The sequence below is a fragment of the Corynebacterium sp. genome, assembly GCF_030532715.1.
In the GTDB taxonomy this organism is placed as follows: domain Bacteria; phylum Actinomycetota; class Actinomycetes; order Mycobacteriales; family Mycobacteriaceae; genus Corynebacterium.
On record NZ_JAUNKO010000001.1, the window covers coordinates 158016 to 174619 of the forward strand.

Annotated in this window: 19 protein-coding genes; 3 read left to right on the plus strand and 16 right to left on the minus strand. The window is 60.3% G+C overall.

Annotated elements, in window-relative coordinates:
- Nucleotides 1–4: 4 nt before the first annotated feature.
- Both Q4D83_RS00750 and dxr read right to left on the minus strand, forming a co-directional pair.
- Nucleotides 5–1144, minus strand: coding sequence for an RIP metalloprotease (locus Q4D83_RS00750; RefSeq protein WP_303172115.1), 1140 nt, complete (start codon nt 1142–1144; stop codon nt 5–7).
- Nucleotides 1141–2304 (minus strand): 1-deoxy-D-xylulose-5-phosphate reductoisomerase, encoded by a 1164-nt coding sequence (gene dxr / locus Q4D83_RS00755; protein ID WP_303172117.1) that lies wholly within the window; start codon nt 2302–2304, stop codon nt 1141–1143. The genes Q4D83_RS00750 and dxr overlap by 4 nt, the downstream gene beginning before the upstream one ends.
- 175 nt (nt 2305–2479) lie before the next feature.
- On the opposite strand from dxr, the gene Q4D83_RS00760 reads away from it, so the two are divergent.
- Nucleotides 2480–2902 carry a DUF2631 domain-containing protein gene (locus tag Q4D83_RS00760; RefSeq protein WP_303172119.1) on the plus strand — a complete coding sequence of 141 codons (423 nt, stop codon included), beginning with the start codon at nt 2480–2482 and terminating at the stop codon, nt 2900–2902.
- A 172-nt stretch (nt 2903–3074) separates the two neighbouring features.
- On the opposite strand, the gene rlmN is transcribed toward Q4D83_RS00760, so the two are convergent.
- Entirely contained in the window at nt 3075–4172 is a 1098-nt protein-coding gene (gene rlmN / locus Q4D83_RS00765; protein WP_303172121.1) for a 23S rRNA (adenine(2503)-C(2))-methyltransferase RlmN, read from the minus strand.
- A 68-nt stretch (nt 4173–4240) separates the two neighbouring features.
- Between rlmN and Q4D83_RS00770 the strand changes: the two genes are divergently transcribed.
- On the plus strand, nt 4241–4681 hold the full coding sequence (locus Q4D83_RS00770; protein ID WP_303172124.1) for a lipopolysaccharide assembly LapA domain-containing protein: 441 nt from the start codon (nt 4241–4243) through the stop codon (nt 4679–4681).
- A 22-nt stretch (nt 4682–4703) separates the two neighbouring features.
- On the opposite strand, the gene Q4D83_RS00775 is transcribed toward Q4D83_RS00770, so the two are convergent.
- The 9 genes from Q4D83_RS00775 to rpsB all read right to left on the minus strand — a co-directional run bounded on the left by Q4D83_RS00775 (nt 4704) and on the right by rpsB (nt 11431).
- Nucleotides 4704–5570 carry a phosphatidate cytidylyltransferase gene (locus Q4D83_RS00775; protein ID WP_303172125.1) on the minus strand — a complete coding sequence of 289 codons (867 nt, stop codon included), beginning with the start codon at nt 5568–5570 and terminating at the stop codon, nt 4704–4706.
- A gap of 113 nt (nt 5571–5683) precedes the next feature.
- Nucleotides 5684–6241 carry a ribosome recycling factor gene (gene frr, locus Q4D83_RS00780; protein ID WP_303172127.1) on the minus strand — a complete coding sequence of 186 codons (558 nt, stop codon included), beginning with the start codon at nt 6239–6241 and terminating at the stop codon, nt 5684–5686.
- Nucleotides 6242–6277: 36 nt separating this feature from the next.
- Nucleotides 6278–6964, minus strand: a complete 687-nt coding sequence (gene pyrH, locus Q4D83_RS00785) for a UMP kinase (RefSeq protein ID WP_303172849.1) — start codon at nt 6962–6964, stop codon at nt 6278–6280.
- Between the two features lie 222 nt (nt 6965–7186).
- Complete coding sequence (locus tag Q4D83_RS00790) at nt 7187–7447, minus strand: hypothetical protein (protein ID WP_303172128.1); 261 nt, start codon at nt 7445–7447, stop codon at nt 7187–7189.
- 42 nt (nt 7448–7489) lie between these two features.
- Nucleotides 7490–8221: an ABC transporter permease gene (locus tag Q4D83_RS00795; RefSeq protein WP_303172130.1), complete on the minus strand. Its 732-nt coding sequence runs from the start codon at nt 8219–8221 to the stop codon at nt 7490–7492.
- Nucleotides 8218–8946 carry an ABC transporter ATP-binding protein gene (locus Q4D83_RS00800; protein ID WP_303172131.1) on the minus strand — a complete coding sequence of 243 codons (729 nt, stop codon included), beginning with the start codon at nt 8944–8946 and terminating at the stop codon, nt 8218–8220. Before Q4D83_RS00800 ends, Q4D83_RS00795 begins: the two co-directional genes overlap by 4 nt.
- A gap of 12 nt (nt 8947–8958) precedes the next feature.
- Nucleotides 8959–9534, minus strand: a complete 576-nt coding sequence (locus Q4D83_RS00805; protein ID WP_303172133.1) for a TetR/AcrR family transcriptional regulator — start codon at nt 9532–9534, stop codon at nt 8959–8961.
- 144 nt (nt 9535–9678) lie between these two features.
- On the minus strand, nt 9679–10509 hold the full coding sequence (gene tsf / locus Q4D83_RS00810; protein WP_303172134.1) for a translation elongation factor Ts: 831 nt from the start codon (nt 10507–10509) through the stop codon (nt 9679–9681).
- A gap of 124 nt (nt 10510–10633) precedes the next feature.
- A complete protein-coding gene (gene rpsB, locus Q4D83_RS00815; RefSeq protein ID WP_303172135.1) occupies nt 10634–11431 on the minus strand; it encodes a 30S ribosomal protein S2 in 798 nt (265 codons plus the stop codon).
- A 368-nt stretch (nt 11432–11799) separates the two neighbouring features.
- Between rpsB and Q4D83_RS00820 the strand changes: the two genes are divergently transcribed.
- Nucleotides 11800–12222, plus strand: a complete 423-nt coding sequence (locus tag Q4D83_RS00820; protein WP_303172851.1) for a M23 family metallopeptidase — start codon at nt 11800–11802, stop codon at nt 12220–12222.
- Nucleotides 12223–12252: 30 nt separating this feature from the next.
- Here the strand turns inward: Q4D83_RS00820 and Q4D83_RS00825 are convergent, their stop codons facing one another.
- The 4 genes from Q4D83_RS00825 to Q4D83_RS00840 form a co-directional block, all read right to left on the minus strand.
- Entirely contained in the window at nt 12253–13176 is a 924-nt protein-coding gene (locus Q4D83_RS00825; protein WP_303172137.1) for a tyrosine recombinase XerC, read from the minus strand.
- A 177-nt stretch (nt 13177–13353) separates the two neighbouring features.
- Nucleotides 13354–14529, minus strand: coding sequence for a DNA-processing protein DprA (dprA, locus tag Q4D83_RS00830; RefSeq protein ID WP_303172138.1), 1176 nt, complete (start codon nt 14527–14529; stop codon nt 13354–13356).
- Nucleotides 14530–14531: 2 nt separating this feature from the next.
- Nucleotides 14532–16037, minus strand: a complete 1506-nt coding sequence (locus tag Q4D83_RS00835) for a YifB family Mg chelatase-like AAA ATPase (protein WP_303172139.1) — start codon at nt 16035–16037, stop codon at nt 14532–14534.
- Complete coding sequence (locus Q4D83_RS00840) at nt 16024–16392, minus strand: YraN family protein (protein ID WP_303172140.1); 369 nt, start codon at nt 16390–16392, stop codon at nt 16024–16026. Before Q4D83_RS00840 ends, Q4D83_RS00835 begins: the two co-directional genes overlap by 14 nt.
- Nucleotides 16393–16604 lie beyond the last annotated feature (212 nt).

The window sequence follows — 16604 nt, forward strand, 5'->3', positions numbered from 1 at the left end:
GCTATCAGCCGAACGCTCGAACGGGATTGACAACGTCCGCGACAATCACCAGCACACCCGCCCCAACTAGCAACGCGCTGACCGCCATGGTGAGCGGCATCAGTTTGTCGTAATTCGCCGGGCCGCCGGGCTGTAACCCCCGCAGCTTCCGCACAACATCGCGAACCTTTTCGTACGCGACCACCGCGATATGCCCGCCATCCAGCGGCGGCAACGGCACGAGGTTAAACAGCGCAAGGAAGAAATTCAGGCTCGCCAGCATCATCAAAAACATCGCCCACTGGCTGCGCTCCGCCAATTCCCCGCCCACGCGCGAGGCGCCCACCACGCTCACGGGCCCTTCCTTATCGCGCTCCTGGCCGACTATCGACGCCGCCACTCCCGGAAGCTTCCCCGGAAACGCCGCCAGCCCCTGCACGGTAGCCTGCAGCATCGAGCCGGAATATTGCAGTGTCGCCGGGACCGCCTCGAGCGGACCGTACACCTTAATCGGGTCCTTGATCGGCGCCGAGGTCACACCAATCGCACCTGATTTCGCCACCGGCACCGAGATTTCGCGTTCGGCACCGTCGCGCTCCACGGTCAGGACGATCGTCTGCCCCGCCTGCGCACGCACCGTGTCGCGCACCTGCACAAACGCAAGCATCTCCTCACCGTTGATCTTGAGAATCCGGTCGCCCTCCTCAACGCCCGCATCGATCGCTGGGCATTCCCCGTCATCCAAGCATTGGGTGGTGCCGACCGTCGGGGTGAAATCGGCGTTGAGGTTGGGGAGCCCGGAGCTCGCCGCAACGGTGTAGAGCAGCACAAACGCCACGAAGATGTTCATGATAATGCCCCCGGAAAGCACCAGCACGCGCTGCCAAGCGGACTTGTGCACCATCGCGTACGGACGCTCTGCCTCCGTCACCGGATCCTGGGCCGTCATGCCCGCGATATCGCAAAACCCGCCGAGCGGGATCGCTTTGAGCCCGTACTCGGTGCCGTTGCGGGTGTAGGAAAACACCGTCGGCCCGAAGCCCACGAAGAACCGCCGTACAAGCATCCCTGTCGATTTCGCCGCACGGTAGTGCCCCCACTCGTGCAAGCCGATCGTTACGAGAATGCCGACGGCGAATAGCACCACACCCAATAGGTAGCTCACGAACATCCCTCCAAGACTGCGTGCGCGCGGGCCCGGGCTTCACGCTCGCAGGCCAGCACATCGTCGAGCCCCGAGGGTACACCAGCAAACGCGTCCGCGACACTTACTACCTCAGCCACCACATCCACGATCTGCGGGAATCGAATCCGCCCGGCCAAAAACGCCGCCGCAGCCTCCTCATTCGCCGCGTTATACACCGCTGGCCACGTCCCGGCCCGCGTCACGACGTCGCGCGCTAACGCCACGGCAGGAAACGCGACGTCGTCAACCGGGGCAAACTCCCAGGTGAAGGCTTCGGTGAAGTCAAGTGCTGGTTGCGCGTCCGGCACGCGGCGGGGCCAGTCCAACGCCAGTGAAATGGGAAGCTTCATCGACGGCGGCGACGCCTGGGCAATGGTGCAGCCGTCGATAAACGTCACCATGGAATGCACGATCGACTGCGGGTGCACCGTCACGTCAATGCGCTCCGCGGGAATCCCAAACAGCAAACTCGCCTCAATCAGCTCCAACCCCTTGTTCACCAACGTCGCCGAATTCAACGTATTCATCTGTCCCATCGACCACGTCGGATGCGCCGCAGCCTGCGCCGGCGTCACATCCCACATCTGCGCACGTGTCCACCCCCGGAACGGCCCCCCGGAAGCCGTCAACACGAGGCGTTGCACCTCCGTCGCGGTGCCCGCCTGCAAACACTGCGCCATCGCCGAATGCTCCGAATCAACCGGAACCAGCTGGCCCGGTGCCGCCGCATCCAACACCAACTGGCCGCCCGCGACCAACGATTCTTTATTCGCCAACGCTAACGTCGCCCCCGACTCCAACGCCGCCAATGTCGCCCCCAGGCCCAAGGAACCCACCAGCGCGTTCAACACGGTGTCCGCCGGCACCGCCTCCACCAGGCGTGCCGCGGCATCCTCGCCCGAGATCACGGCACCCCCCAACGCCCGTCCAATACGGTTCGCCTGATCCACCACCGCTACCTGCTCAGCACGCAACCCGAATTGCCGCGCCTGCGCAATGACCAAGTCCGGTTGACGGCCGCCCGCCGCGATCCCTACGAGGTGAAACCGGTCTGGATTATCAGCAATCACCTCCAGGGCTTGCGTGCCAATCGAACCCGTACTCCCGAGGACCACAACGCGCTGCTTCATGCGGCCCATTGTCTCAAACACTTGTAAGAAAACCGTCACCGCGTCGTGTGACGCACCTCCCTGGGGTGATGTTTCACACATATCAGCCGAATTATTGCTCCTTTCCGGGGGATTCGAATCGCCCCCAAACGGAAAATATGCAAGGATATAGCCCATAAGTTATGCGTGTTTAAAGGAGAACAACGTGGCAGGCAATCACACCCCCGTTCCCGAAGTCCACAACGGCGTGTCCACCCTCGATGAGCCGTCGGCGGCATGGGGCTGGCACGACATTGGGCGTGGGCCTATTCAGATCGCAGGCTGGGTTTCCGTGCTCTTCCTGCTCGCATTTAACTTTGGCAACCACCGCGGAAACGTCGAAACCGCGTGGCTCCTTGCCTTGGCGGCGCTTATCAGCATCGGCCTGCTCATCCAGCTCTTTCAACCGAAGCTCAGCCAGGTGCGCACCGTGACCGCCCGCAATAAGCCGGTCGGGCACCAGGAACCCGACTGGGCTCACCTCCAGCACACGCTGCAGGGCCCCTACGCAGACCTGACCGACTCGCAGCTGCGGGCTTTAAACATCGAACCTTCCACCGTGAAAAACCGCAAAGTGATCGAAGGTTAACGCGCGCATAGCGAACCAATATCCCGCCACGCCCTTAACGCTGGCGGGATTTTTCATTGCCTGCACCCGCTACCGCATGTGCATTCCTCGTGCACGATGAAGCAACAAACCCAAGTCCGCACGCAACCGAAACTCTGGGCGGACGGCGTCAAACGGAATGGCGGTGTCTTGGTTAGCGTGCTTCGGCTGCGAGTTGCCCGCAGGCGGCAGCGATGTCTTGTCCCCGAGTGTCACGTACGGTACACGGCACGCCTTGGGCAATGACGCGGCGCACGAACTCCTGCTGGCGTGGCAACGGAGACGCGTCCCATTGCGAGCCGGGGGTCGGGTTAAGCGGAATAAGGTTGACGTGCACGAGGGAGCCAAGCGCGGCGTGAAGTTTGCCGCCGAGCATATCGGCGCGCCAATCTTGGTCGTTGACGTCGCGGATAAGGGCGTACTCGATGGAAACGCGGCGCCCGGTAGTGTCCGCGTAGTAGCGTGCGGCCTCGAGGACCTCCGCAACCGACCACCGATTATTCACGGGTACGAGGGTGTCACGGAGCTCATCGTCCGGGGTGTGCAGAGACACGGCAAGGGTAACTGAGAGCCCCTCATCGGCGAGGCGTCGGATAGCAGGCGCGAGGCCAACAGTAGATACGGTGACGTTTCGTTGGGAGATTCCGAAACCGTCAGGCGCGGGCTGAGTAATTTGCCGGACGGCTCCGACGACGCGACGATAATTCGCCAGCGGCTCCCCCATGCCCATAAACACTACGTTCGATAATCTACGCCCTTCGTCCCGCATCGTCGCAGCGGCCGCACGCACCTGGTCCACAATCTCCGCCATCGACAGATTGCGATCCAGACCACCTTGGCCAGTTGCGCAAAACGGGCAGGCCATGCCGCACCCCGCCTGCGAGGAAATACACAGCGTTGCCCGATCCGGGTACCGCATGAGCACGGATTCCAGCAGGGTCCCGTCGTACAGCTGCCACAGGGTTTTGCTGGTCTCCCCGTCATCGCAAGAAATCTCGCGCAGCGGGGTCATCAGCGGCGGAAACAGCGCTTGCTTGACCTGCTCCCGGGCGGCCGCTGGCAAGTCCGTCATAGTGGTCGGATCCGCCTCCAGCCGGCCGTAATAGTGGCGCGCAATCTGATTGGCGCGGAATTTTGGCAACCCCAGTTCCGCAAGCGCCGAAATCCGCTGCTGCGCGTCCAAATCAGCGAAATGCGTCGGGGGCATGCCGCGCTTGGGCGCCGTAAACACTAAAGGGAGATTCTCAGCCATAATGCACCATCATTTCACGTCCCCCACAAAAAGTTGAACCGCGGGCAACAACCACGTTGAATAGAGTTATGAAAAACACACATTCCCCGCACGAAGATCACTTTGATTTGCCGCAAACCGGCGAATACGAAACCACCCAATTCGATCCCCAGCCGCACGCTCCAGAGGCGCACACTCCAGAGCCGCACGCTACTGACGCCCCCGACACCGCGCTCGTGCCGGTGGACACTGCGCCACCTACAACCAAACAGCCGGTAGAGCGGAAAGTCACCGGCTCTTTTGCCGGTGGCACTTGGATCGCCCTCATTGCTGGGGCGTTGCTCCTGATCCTGTTGTTGATTTTTATTCTGCAAAACCAACAGGAAACGCAACTCAACCTATTCGCATGGTCATTCGCGTTCCCGGCCGGGGTGGGCTATTTGCTCGCGGCCATTACCGGCGCGCTCATCATGGCGCTTGTTGGCGGCGTACGCATGTTGCAATTGCGCCGACAGGTACGCAACCCTTAAGCACTACTTGGCGCCAGGCTGGTTACACGCTGACAAAGCTTAAGATCAGCCAGGTGACCATGGCGGCGGGCAACATGCCGTCGAGGCGATCCATGATGCCGCCGTGGCCGGGGAGCATGCGGGACATGTCCTTGATACCCAACTCGCGTTTAAACTGAGATTCGACAAGATCACCGAGGGTCGCGCAGACGACCAGCAGGACGCCGAGCGCGGTGCCCACGAGCGGGGCGTCGTCAAGCAAAAACGTGACGCAGAGCGTACCGGTGGCAGCGCCAAGCACCACCGAGCCAATAAAGCCCTCCCAGGATTTTTTGGGGCTGACGGCGGGCGCCATCGGGTGGGAGCCAAACAACACGCCGGCGATATAACCGCCCACGTCGGAGGCAATCACGCACAGCATAAACGTAATGATAAACAGCGACCCTGAAATATCCGCCCTGCTAAACAGCGACAACATCGCCGCAAACGCACCGAACAGCGGAATCCAGGTCAGCACAAACACGCCGATCGAAACGTCTCGCACATAGTTTTGGGGCGGGCTGTGGCGGCCGTGGTGGAACAGGCGACCGAACATCAGAATCAGCACCGAGGTCACATACCCCGCAATCAACCCCGTAATGCCGAAAAACAACGAGGGCCACACCGTCAGCTGACCACCCACGATCAGCAACATCAGCGAGATGACGTAACCACGCTCTTTGAGCCGGCGGTGCACCTCCCAGGTCGCCAACGCCATCGCCACCGCGACCACTGGGTACCACCCCGCAGGTCCGGCAAAAATACCTGCTAATGCGATGCCGCCGAGCGTCACGCCAACGGTAATGGCGGATTTTAAATCACGGCCCGCCGAATTCTTCGGTTTCAGCAGGTGGGGGTGGCGTTGGATCACGATGGGACTTCACTCCTGGCATTTTCACAGCAAAACCGTGCCGCCACCTGAGGTTTCACAAGTTCGGCGGCGCGAGGAAAGGCGCGAGCAGCGGCACTGCACGCTGGCCCTGGTTACACCTCCATGAGCTCCTTTTCTTTTTTGGCTACGAGTTCGTCTACCTGTGCGACGTACTTTTGGGTCGTCTTATCCAATTCCTTCTCGGCTGCCACGACCTCATCCTCGCCGGCCTCGCCGTCTTTCTGGATGCGCTTGAGCTCTTCCATCCCCTTGCGGCGAATATTCCGGATAGCGATCTTCGCGTCCTCGCCCTTCGACTTCGCCAGCTTCACCATGTCGCGGCGGCGTTCCTCCGTCAGCTGCGGGATGGTCACACGCAGCACTTGACCATCATTGGTGGGGTTCACGCCCAAATCGGAATTACGGATCGCGTTTTCGATCTCGTGCATCACAGACATTTCATAAGGTTTGATCAGCAGCATGCGCGGCTCCGGCACGGAAATGGTTGCCATTTGGTTAATGGGCGTCATAGTGCCGTAGTACTCCGCCATAACATTGTTAAACATCGCAGGGTTGGCGCGGCCAGTGCGAATAGTGACCAAATCCTCCCGCGCGTACTCCACGCTGTGCGTCATGCGCTCTTCGGCTTCGAATAGTGCCTCGTCGATCATTTCGTTCCTTTGCTGTTGAGGTTCTTAGTCAATCTATCAGGAACGCACGAGAGTTCCGATGTGTTCCCCAGAAACCGCGCGCGCAATATTGCCGTCCGTTAACAGATTGAACACCAAAATCGGCATGTCATTATCCATGCACAGCGAAAACGCCGTCGCGTCCGCAACCTTTAAATCGCGCTCAATAACTTCCCGGTGCGTAATTTCGGTAAACATTGTGGCATTGGGGTTGGTGCGGGGGTCGTCGTCAAACACCCCGTCGACGCCTTTCGCCATGAGCAGCACCTCGCAATCAATCTCCAAAGCGCGCTGGGCTGCGGTCGTATCCGTGGAAAAGTACGGCATGCCCATGCCTGCACCGAAGATCACCACGCGGCCTTTCTCCAGGTGACGCTTGGCGCGCAACGGCAAGTACGGCTCCGCAACCTGCGCCATATTGATTGCGGTTTGCACGCGGCTATCCACCCCCTGCTGCTCCAAAAAGTCCTGCAAGGCCAGGCAATTCATCACCGTGCCGAGCATGCCCATGTAGTCCGAGCGGTTGCGGTCCATCCCGCGTTGCTGGAGCTGCGCGCCGCGGAAAAAGTTACCGCCGCCAATCACCACACACACTTCCGTGCCCTTCGTGGCAATGTCCGCAATCTGCCGAGCCACATTTTGCACCACGTCGGGGTCCACACCGACGCTACCCCCGCCGAACATTTCACCACCCAACTTCAACATCACTCGCTTGAAGGCTCGACGCTTGTGTGTGTCAGGTGCGGTCACCGTGCGGGCTCCTTATGCTTGTTTCGCGTTCCCCGCGACACCGCTTCTCGACGCCGCGGAACATTCCGCCACTCATCCTACCGCACCCGAATTCTTAACTTTCCCGCAACGTGGAATCCACGCGTTCAGCCAAGCCTCGCTGAAAAACCAGCAATGAAGGATTGAGGGCCTGAAAAATCAATGCTGCCACACCGCTTGCGCCCCCGAATGCCCGGCCAGCACCAGATATACCGTGGCGGCAAGGCTGATCACCAACGCCACGACACCAAGCCCAAGCCCAAGCATGCCTGCGGTTTCCCCATATTCCTCATGAGCTTCCACGCCATGCTCAAGCTCGGGTCTCGCATGCACCAAAGCTTCACCGAGGTTGTATACCGAGTTGCTAAACGCCGCGTTTGTACCGGCCCCGAGCAACACATCTTCGTGCGCTCGGGCCAACCAATATTCCTCGCGATAGCGCTGCGTTCTTCCCAAATGCCGCTATTGCCGTTTCATTTGGCGGAGGAATACAAACACTGCAATAATCACCGTGATGAGTGCGTAGCCCACCACCCACATCGCATGTATTCCCATATCCGTGTAGTCGCCGCTAATCAGGCCTTTTTCAATCTCCACCGCGTGAACAAACGGCAACATGTAGGCAACTTGTTTGAATGCGCCACCCACGATATCCAAATCGAACCAAATTCCAGACAACCATGCCGCAAGGTTGGTCAATAATGCGCCACAAATACCGCCAACTTGCTTCACATTGAGCACGCTGCCGCAAAGCAACCCAAGGGCGATAAAGAACAGCGACACAGGCGCAATGGAAATCACCGCGTACACGATATTCATACTCAACGGCAGTTGCAGCAGCAATGCCGCGAGATAACACAGCAAACCTTGCACCATGGCGATCGGCACGATTGGCAGTGCGTAACCGAGGATGAAATCGGTGGCTCCCAGCGGCGTCGTATAAAGGCGCTGCAAGAAGGCGCTTTCCCTATCGCGCGCGATGAGTGTGGCGGAAAACAACGTCATGAAGGTCAGGCCGAAGATTGTGATGCCCGGCGCGAGATCCTCAATCACGAATAGCTTGACGGGAATGTTGGACTGTATCGCAGTGAGCAGAACAAGCAACACGAGTGGGAATGCCAGCCCAAACCCTAGATTGAGCGGATCCCGCACGATTTCTTTGGTAGTGCGGGAAGAAAATGCCCACAGTTTCATTGCGCTGCCCCTCTCACTATTGCTACGAATGCTTCTTCGAAGTCGGTGGTTCCTGCTTGGATTTTGATCTCATCTACGGTGCCCAGTGCGAGTAGCTTTCCGCCTTTCATGATTCCGACACGGTCCGACAATGCTTCTGCTTCTTCCATGTAGTGCGTGGTGAGCACCATGGTCATTGAGCCTTTCAGGGATCGGATATAGTCCCACAGGTCATTTCGGGCGAGCACGTCCAACCCCAGTGTGGGTTCGTCGAGGAACAGGATCTCCGGTTCGCTGATCAGCGCCATTGCGATGCTCAGGCGGCGCTGCCAACCGCCGGAAAGCTTGCCGGCTTTGCGGTCGAGCATGCTGTCGAGGCCGAATTGCGCGGCGAGTTCCGCAATCCGTTGCGCTTGCTTCTCCTTGGGGAACCCGTACAGACTTCCGATGAACTTAAGGTTTTCCTGCACTGTGAGCATGGGGGCTACTGCCGTCTCTTGGGGCGAGACACCAATGATGCCTTTCACTTGCTGGGCTTGGGTTCTCACACTGTGGCCGCCTAAGAAGGCGTCGCCGCTGGTCGCCCGAGTGACACACGAGAGCATTTTTACGGTCGTTGTCTTTCCGGCACCGTTGACACCAAGGAGCGAAAACAATTCCCCTTCGTGTACAACCAAATCCAAATCGTTGACCACAGTGAGGTTTTTATATTGTTTTGTTAACCCATGCGTCCTGATCGCTTCCATGATCCCTTCCTGTCATGTCGTTTCGCCGGCAGCATCCACGTAGCGATACTTCAACCCGAGGTACGCATCGGTAATCACCTTGCTCACGAATTCGTTGTCCCAATCCAAAAATGAGGTGGCAACCATGGTGGCGATTCCGTGAACGTAGATCCACATTTGCATGTGGAACAGATAGGCATCATCTGCGCTGATCCCAAGATTTTGTTGGATGAGCGCTAGTTGGGGTTGTATTTCGTCCCGGTTTTCTACCGTCGTTTCGCCACTTCGATCCCGCATAAACAGCAATTTGAAAAGTTCGGATTCTTGCCTCGCAAAGTCGATGTAGGCCATGCCGCTGGCTTTATACGGTGGGTAGATTCCTTCCTCCATGCCGCGTTGCAAATGCTCTTGATAGCGCGCATTGGCAGCTTCAAGCACTGCGAATTGCAGGGCTTCCATGTTTTCAAACATGCCGAAAATGGGTTTCACAGAGCTACCGAGTTTGGCAGCGAGCGCACGTGCGGAAAGTCCGCTCATCCCATCGGCGCGTACGAGCTCCAAGGCGGTGTTGACGATATCTTCTCTAGTGAATTTCGCGCGGGGCGGCATGGGTCCATCCTCCTCTCAATCGTTAGGCAACACCTGTTACGCAACACCTGTTACCTATTATTGTCTGTTGCTCAGCCTGTGTCAAGGACATGAAAAACGCCCCAAGCAACGGATGTGCTCGGGGCGTCGAAAAGCGCTTTCAGCCTAGTTGTGCTGGCCAACTTCGTAGCGCGCGAAGCCGGTCAGGGTAACGCCAGCTTCCTTCATAACCTGCTCGACGGTCTTCTTGTTGTCCGTCACGGAAGCCTGCTCAACGAGGCAGACATCCTTGTAGAAACCGTTCATACGGCCTTCCACGATCTTGGCAATCGCAGCCTCCGGCTTGCCTTCCTCGCGGGTAATCTTCTCCTGGGTGGCGCGTTCTTTTTCGATCACGTCAGCCGGGATAGCCTCGCGGTTCAGGTACTGAGCCTTCATCGCAGCAACCTGCATGGCGGCAGCGTGGGCGGCCTGCTCAGCAGCTTCGCCTTCGCCGGTGTAGGTAACCAGCACGCCAACGCCTGGGGGCAGGTCAGCAGCGCGGTGGTGCAGGTAGACGGCGAGCTTGTCACCCTCGAGAGTGGTGGCGCGGCGCAGCTCCAGCTTTTCGCCAATCTTGGCGGACAGTTCCTGAATAGCCTCTGCGGCAGTCTTGCCGTCAACCTCAGCGGCGTGAAGCTCTTCAACGGAATTAGCCTTCACGGCGGCGGCCGCGGCGGCGATCTTGGCGGCGAATTCCTTGAACTCAGCGTTCTTCGCCACAAAGTCCGTTTCGGAGTTGATTTCAACCATGGTGTTGCCGGACACAGCGATCAGGCCTTCAGCGGCGGTGCGCTCAGCGCGCTTACCGACGTCCTTGGCGCCCTTAATGCGCAGGATTTCGATGGCCTTTTCGAAGTCGCCGTCGGTTTCCGCAAGGGCCTTCTTGCAGTCCATCATGCCGGAACCGGTGATTTCACGGAGCTTCTTGACGTCTGCAGCGGTGTAGTTCGCCATATTAGGGCGATCCTCCTTGGATAGTTTAAGAAAAAACTTTGGGTACTAGCTCATCAAACCCCCACAACCAGCTGCGCGCCGGCGTGAGGGTTTGCAAAAGATTCACTCGTGAACCACGAGCGAATTATTCGGCAGCCTGCTCGGCAACCTCGGCGGTAGCCTCAACCTTGGCGGCAACCTCAACCTTCTCGGCGTCGCCAGCGGCTTCCTTCGCGGCAGCGAGTTCCCGGTCGGCGCGAGCCTTGCGGCCCTCTTCCACGGCGGTAGAAATCACGCGGGACAGCAGCGCGGTGGAACGAATCGCGTCGTCATTGCCCGGAATCGGGTACTGCACCACATCCGGATCACAGTTGGTGTCCAGGATAGCCACCACCGGAATGTTGAGCTTGTGGGCCTCAGAAACAGCAATGTGCTCCTTGTTGGTGTCCACGATCCACAGGGCGGAAGGCACCTTGTTCATTTCCGCAATGCCGCCAAGCACGCGCTCCAGCTTGGTGCGCTCGCGGGTCAGCATGAGGATTTCCTTCTTGGTGCGGCCATCGTAGCCATTCTCCGCCGCATCCATGGCCTGCAATTCCTTCATCCGGTGCAGACGCTTCGACACAGTCTGGAAGTTGGTGAGCATGCCGCCCAACCAACGGTGGTTCACATACGGCATCCCAACACGCTCAGCTTCGGTGGCCACAGCCTCCTGGGCTTGCTTCTTGGTGCCAACGAACAGGATGGTGCCGCCGTGAGCCACGGTCTCCTTGACAAACTCGAACGCCTCGTCGATGTAGGTCAGGGTCTGCTGCAAGTCAATGATGTAGATGCCGTTGCGGTCGGTGAAGATGAAGCGCTTCATCTTCGGGTTCCAGCGGCGGGTTTGGTGCCCAAAGTGAACACCGGCGTCGAGAAGCTCGCGCATGGTCACAACTGCCATGGGTGCTCCCTTTCTAGTATTGAAGTTTCGGTTATCTGAAAAACACGCAGGTTTTTATCCTGCGCCCTAGCGCCTTTTCCGCACGCAGCACCCCAAAAAGCAATACTTCTAGGGACCGCGCAAACGTGCGTTTATATCTAAAGGCGCGCGTAGTCAGCGTGCAGAGCACACTGCTGAGGGAAGATTTTACCCACCCCAACCCGACGGAATCAAACGCACTCGGAAATACATTCCACAACCGAGCCACAATTCATCACTCCCGCCCCAAACTCCACAAGTCGCGCACACACTGCGCTTGGCGCACTAGCGCTGGAAAGGGAGGGCGTCGAAAAGTAACAACTATGCGTTACTTTCTACCACTACTCCTGATGCCCTGCCTCGTCGGGTACGTCAACCCCACCGACGGGCAACCCCACGCCAGCGCAATACTTCGCGCATACGACCCGCCGCCCAAGCCATGGCTCCCTGGGCACCGCGGCGTCAACCTACCCGCAACGCCCGGAACACCCATCCTCGCAGCCGAAGACGGAATCGTAGCCTTTGCGGGTGACGTTGCCGGCACCCCAGTAGTATCCATCGACCACCCCGATGGCATACGCACCACCTACCAACCCGTCCACGCATGGGTCGCCCAAGGCGAACACGTAAACGAAGGCACGGTCATTGGAATCCTTGGATCACCACCCGCCAACGACCCAGGCCTGCACTGGGGCGCACGCACCGACCGCGACACCTACCTCAACCCGCTCAGCCTGCTCGACACCCCCACAATCCGCCTCAAACCCGTCTGATAACGCCCGCTACCAACCGCATTCCGGTTACTACGCCCGCGGATGGGCCTGCCGGTACGCCGCGGTCAATCGATCTACACTGACGTGCGTGTATATCTGGGTGGTTTGCAGCGAGGAATGCCCGAGCACTTCTTGCACGACCCGTAAATCCGCCCCGCCGTCTAGGAGATGAGTGGCGGCGGCGTGGCGTAATCCGTGCGGAGTCACGCCGCGCGCCCCGCTGGCTTGCGCTGCCCGCTCCACCACGCGGCGCACTTGGCGCTGGTTGATGCGCGTGCCTCGAACTCCGACGAAGAGTGCGGTTTCCTGCGGTTTGGCAAGCTTATCGCGCACCGCCAACCATTCCCGTAGTGCCTGCGTAGCTTCGGCACCAAAGGGCACAATGCGCTGCTTGTCCCCTTTCCCCAGCACACGAGCGGTGCAGCGGTTGAGGTCCACATCGGTTGGGTCCAAACCCACCAGTTCCGCTACGCGCATGCCGGTGGCATAGAGCATTTCCAACATGGCACGATCCCGCGCCGCTTCGGGGCCGGCTGCGGCGGTGGACTGTTCGACGAGCGCAGCGGCGTCGTTAGCTTCCAACACTCGAGGAAGACTGCGGCCAGTTCGCGGGGATACGAGCCGTGCCGCTGGGTTGGCTTGTAGGTGACCTTGCCGTACCGCCCACGCGCAAAATGCCCGTGCTGCTGCGGTGCGTCGCGCCAACGTTGCACGGGTTTTCCCCTGCTCTACGGCGGTGGCCAGCCAAGCGCGCAGGGCACTCAACGTGACGTCGGACCACGAGTGCATGGTACCCACCAAACTGTGCAGGTCACTGCGGTAGGCGCGCACTGTGGCGGCCGATTTTCCTTCCACGAGCAGTGCGTGGTCCAAGTAGTCGGCGACGGCCTCAAGCATTACAGAGGGCGGCGCTGCCGTGCCCGGCACCACCGCCCTCGTATCTGACTCACCCATAATGCATAACCCTAGTGCCCGGAACTTCAATCACTACGGATTCAAGGCCCTTTGGCGAGAACTGTAGGGAACCAGCCCGATCCCTACACCCTGCAACTTAGGCTTGCCTGTCCAACTTTAGATGGATCCATTCGGTTTCGCAAGGGTTACCTCAAAAGAATTCCTTCGATGCAGGTTTTAGGCGCAATTGCGCTGGTCACCGCCCGGCCGACACCACCCCGTTCCCACCCGCTGCACAAGATTTCGCTTGGCTAGGTCCACCAAAACGTGCACCGCAAGACTAAGCGGCAAACCCGCGGCCCGAGCCACTGCGGCCGTTTCGGCGGGGACACCGTCGAGCGCATCGTAAAGTCGCAACTCAGTGCGGCTCAGCCCGGCGATCGCATCCCCGGCGAACTGGAGTTCATACTGCGCGCCCACGTCCAACACCCCGATAGCTTCCAGCAAGCTTCGCACCTCATCGGCGCTGGTAACCATTTGGGCACGCCCCGTACGAATGCGCTCATGGCAACCCAGCGAACCAGCTCCAGTGATAGGGCCGGGCACTGCCATCGCCACCCTGCCCAACCCCTCCGCCCAGCTTAAGGTATTCAACGCGCCGGAACGCCAGGCGGCCTCCACAATGACAGTGCCCTGGGTGAGCGCCGCCACCAACCTATTACGCGTGAGGAATCGATGCCGCGCAGGTGGGGTGCCCGGCGGATATTCCGTCACCACTGCGCCCACCCCTGCGATCGTATCGATCAGATGCTTATTGCGCGCCGGATACACTCGGTCCAATCCGCACGCCTGAATCACCACCGTCGGCCCGCCGCACTCCAACGCGGTTTCGTGAACCGTAGTATCAACGCCAAGCGCGCCGCCGGACACCACGCACCATTGGTGTTGGGCCAGCCCGCGCACCAGCAATTTGGTGGCCTCCATCCCGTACCTACTCATCGCGCGCGTGCCCACCACCCCGACGGAGCGTTCGATCACACCGTCGAGCCGCTGGCCGCGCACCCACAGCACGTGCGGCGGCACCGCATCCGCCTGATAGCTGCGCACGTGTTCGCTGCGACCCGTCTCGGCGAACCCAAAGGACTCGTCGAGCCGAGCATGCGGCCACTCCTCATCGTCTGGGGTGATCATGCGCCCGCCCGCCGCCGCGCATGCCGCTAGGTCGGCCGCCGCACGATCCCAATCGTGGCGGGCGGCAGTTTCCCGCAGCAACTCCCCAATCCAAGTCTCCCGGTGGCGAATCGCGTAGGCGATTCGTTCGGCATCATGTCCCGCCTTAAACAGTGTTTGCAACTGGCGGCTCGGGCCCTCCACCACGCGGGATAAATACGCCCACGCTTGACGTCGATTCATCACTATCCCTCCCTGTACTCCAACGACAATCCCTCCCGAAACTCCAACGCTCGCGCAACGTGATCCAAGTTCGGCCTCGTGCCCGCCTGCAGGTCGCACAACGTCCACGCGACTTTTAACGCGCGATCTACCCCACGCTGGCTGATGTCCCCCACCCGAAGGTGCGCCGCCAACAACGCCATCGCATCGTCATCGGCCGGATAATCCCGCCGGATCGTATGCGAACCCATCTGCCCGTTCACGCAGCCGAAACGCGCAAGTGCACGCTCCCGCGCCGCCGCCACGCGTTCTGCAATGGTTGCGGAAGCTTCGGCATTATCACGCAATACAGCACCGGTGGCCTGCGTATGCACGAACACATCCAACCGGTCCCGCAGCGGACCCGACACGTTGCTCAGGTAGCGCATCCGGCGCGTGGCGGAACATCGGCATTGGTGTGGTTGCTCGGCACCACAGCCGCACGGGTTGGCCGCCAGCAAAAGCTGAAATTGAGCGGGGAAACACACGTCGCGCCGCGACCGAACCAAGCGCACGCACCCAGCCTCAAGCGGCGTGCGCAAGCAGTCCAGCACCCCGGCGGGGATTTCGCTCACTTCGTCTAAAAAGAGCACGCCGTGGTGCGCCAAGCTCACCGCACCTGGTTTCGGATTACCAGCACCGCCGCCAAGCAGTGCGGCGCGGGTGACGCTGTGGTGCGGCGCCACGAACGGCGCGCGGCGCACCGGCAGCGATACGGCGTTGCCCGCAACGGAATGTACGGCGGTGACCGCAATAACTTGCGCATCGTCGAGCGGTGGCAGGATTCCCGGAAGCCGCGCCGCGAGCATGGATTTTCCGGACCCTGGCGGCCCCAGCATCATGAGGTGGTGCCCACCGGCGGCCGCCACCTCCACCGCGTGTTTCGCTGCGGTTTGACCCGCCACATCCGCCATATCGGGCACCGGCTGGGGCGACGCGGCAGGTCCGGCGGTGGGTGGGTGCAAACCATCAATATCCTGCACCCAGGCGAACACTTCGGCGAGACTGCGGGCGACCAGCACACGCGGGCAGTCCACGAGGGCCGCCTCCGCCGCGTTGCCTTCCGGGATAATCACGGTAGTGATCTGCGCTTCACGCGCCGCGAGCAACACCGGCAGCAGTCCTTCCACTGCGCGCAACCGGCCATCCAAACCCAGTTCCCCGAAAAACAATGTGTCACGCATGCGCTGACGCAGCGCGGGATCGCGCATGTCTGCCGCGACCACGGACATGGCAATGGCCAGATCGAAATGCGACCCAGATTTTCGTAATCCGGCGGGCGACAAGCTCACCACGATTTTCGTTTTTGGCCAAGGCAGCCTGGCGTGTGCCACGGCGGCGCGGATGCGTTCGCGGGATTCCGCGATGGCCACGTCCGCTAGGCCCACAATGTGCATGCCGGGCAGGCCCGCGCCGACGGTGGTTTCCACAGTGACGATGTGGGCTTGCACGCCGGTGAGCATCGCAGACAGCGCATTACCGAACCCCATGGTCCACCCCTGCGTAATGTTCGAAACGCGTTCCGATGGGGGTGCGCAGGACTACGAGGACGTCGAAACGCACGGCCGTGTAAAAGTCAGTGGAGTTCAGCAACCACATGGCGGCGGCTTTGCGCATCCGCGTGAGTTTCGCCGGGGTGACAGCCTCCGCACCGCCGTACGCCATCGTCGAACGCGTCTTCACCTCTACGACCACGAGTTCACCGTCCGTGCCGACGGCAAGCAAGTCTAACTCACCGCAGCTATAGCGCACGTTGCGTGCAACGATGCGATAACCGTTTCGCGTATAAAATTCCGCGGCGGCGTCTTCGCCTGCCACACCGACCGCCAAATGCCGTGACCCCATGGTTGGTTTCCTTTTGTGCTTCGGGAACGCTCGTACATCTCCCACACAACCTCACCCGCAGGCGGTCTCCCCAGCGATCACGCAACAAGCACCGACGCTCCTGTGGATAACGCATGGTTTTCCACAGGCCGGGAAACGCAACCACTCACAACCCTTGACGACGCCGCCCCTGCCGCACGCAGCATGGAAAGTTTGGGCAGCGTGCCCGAGCC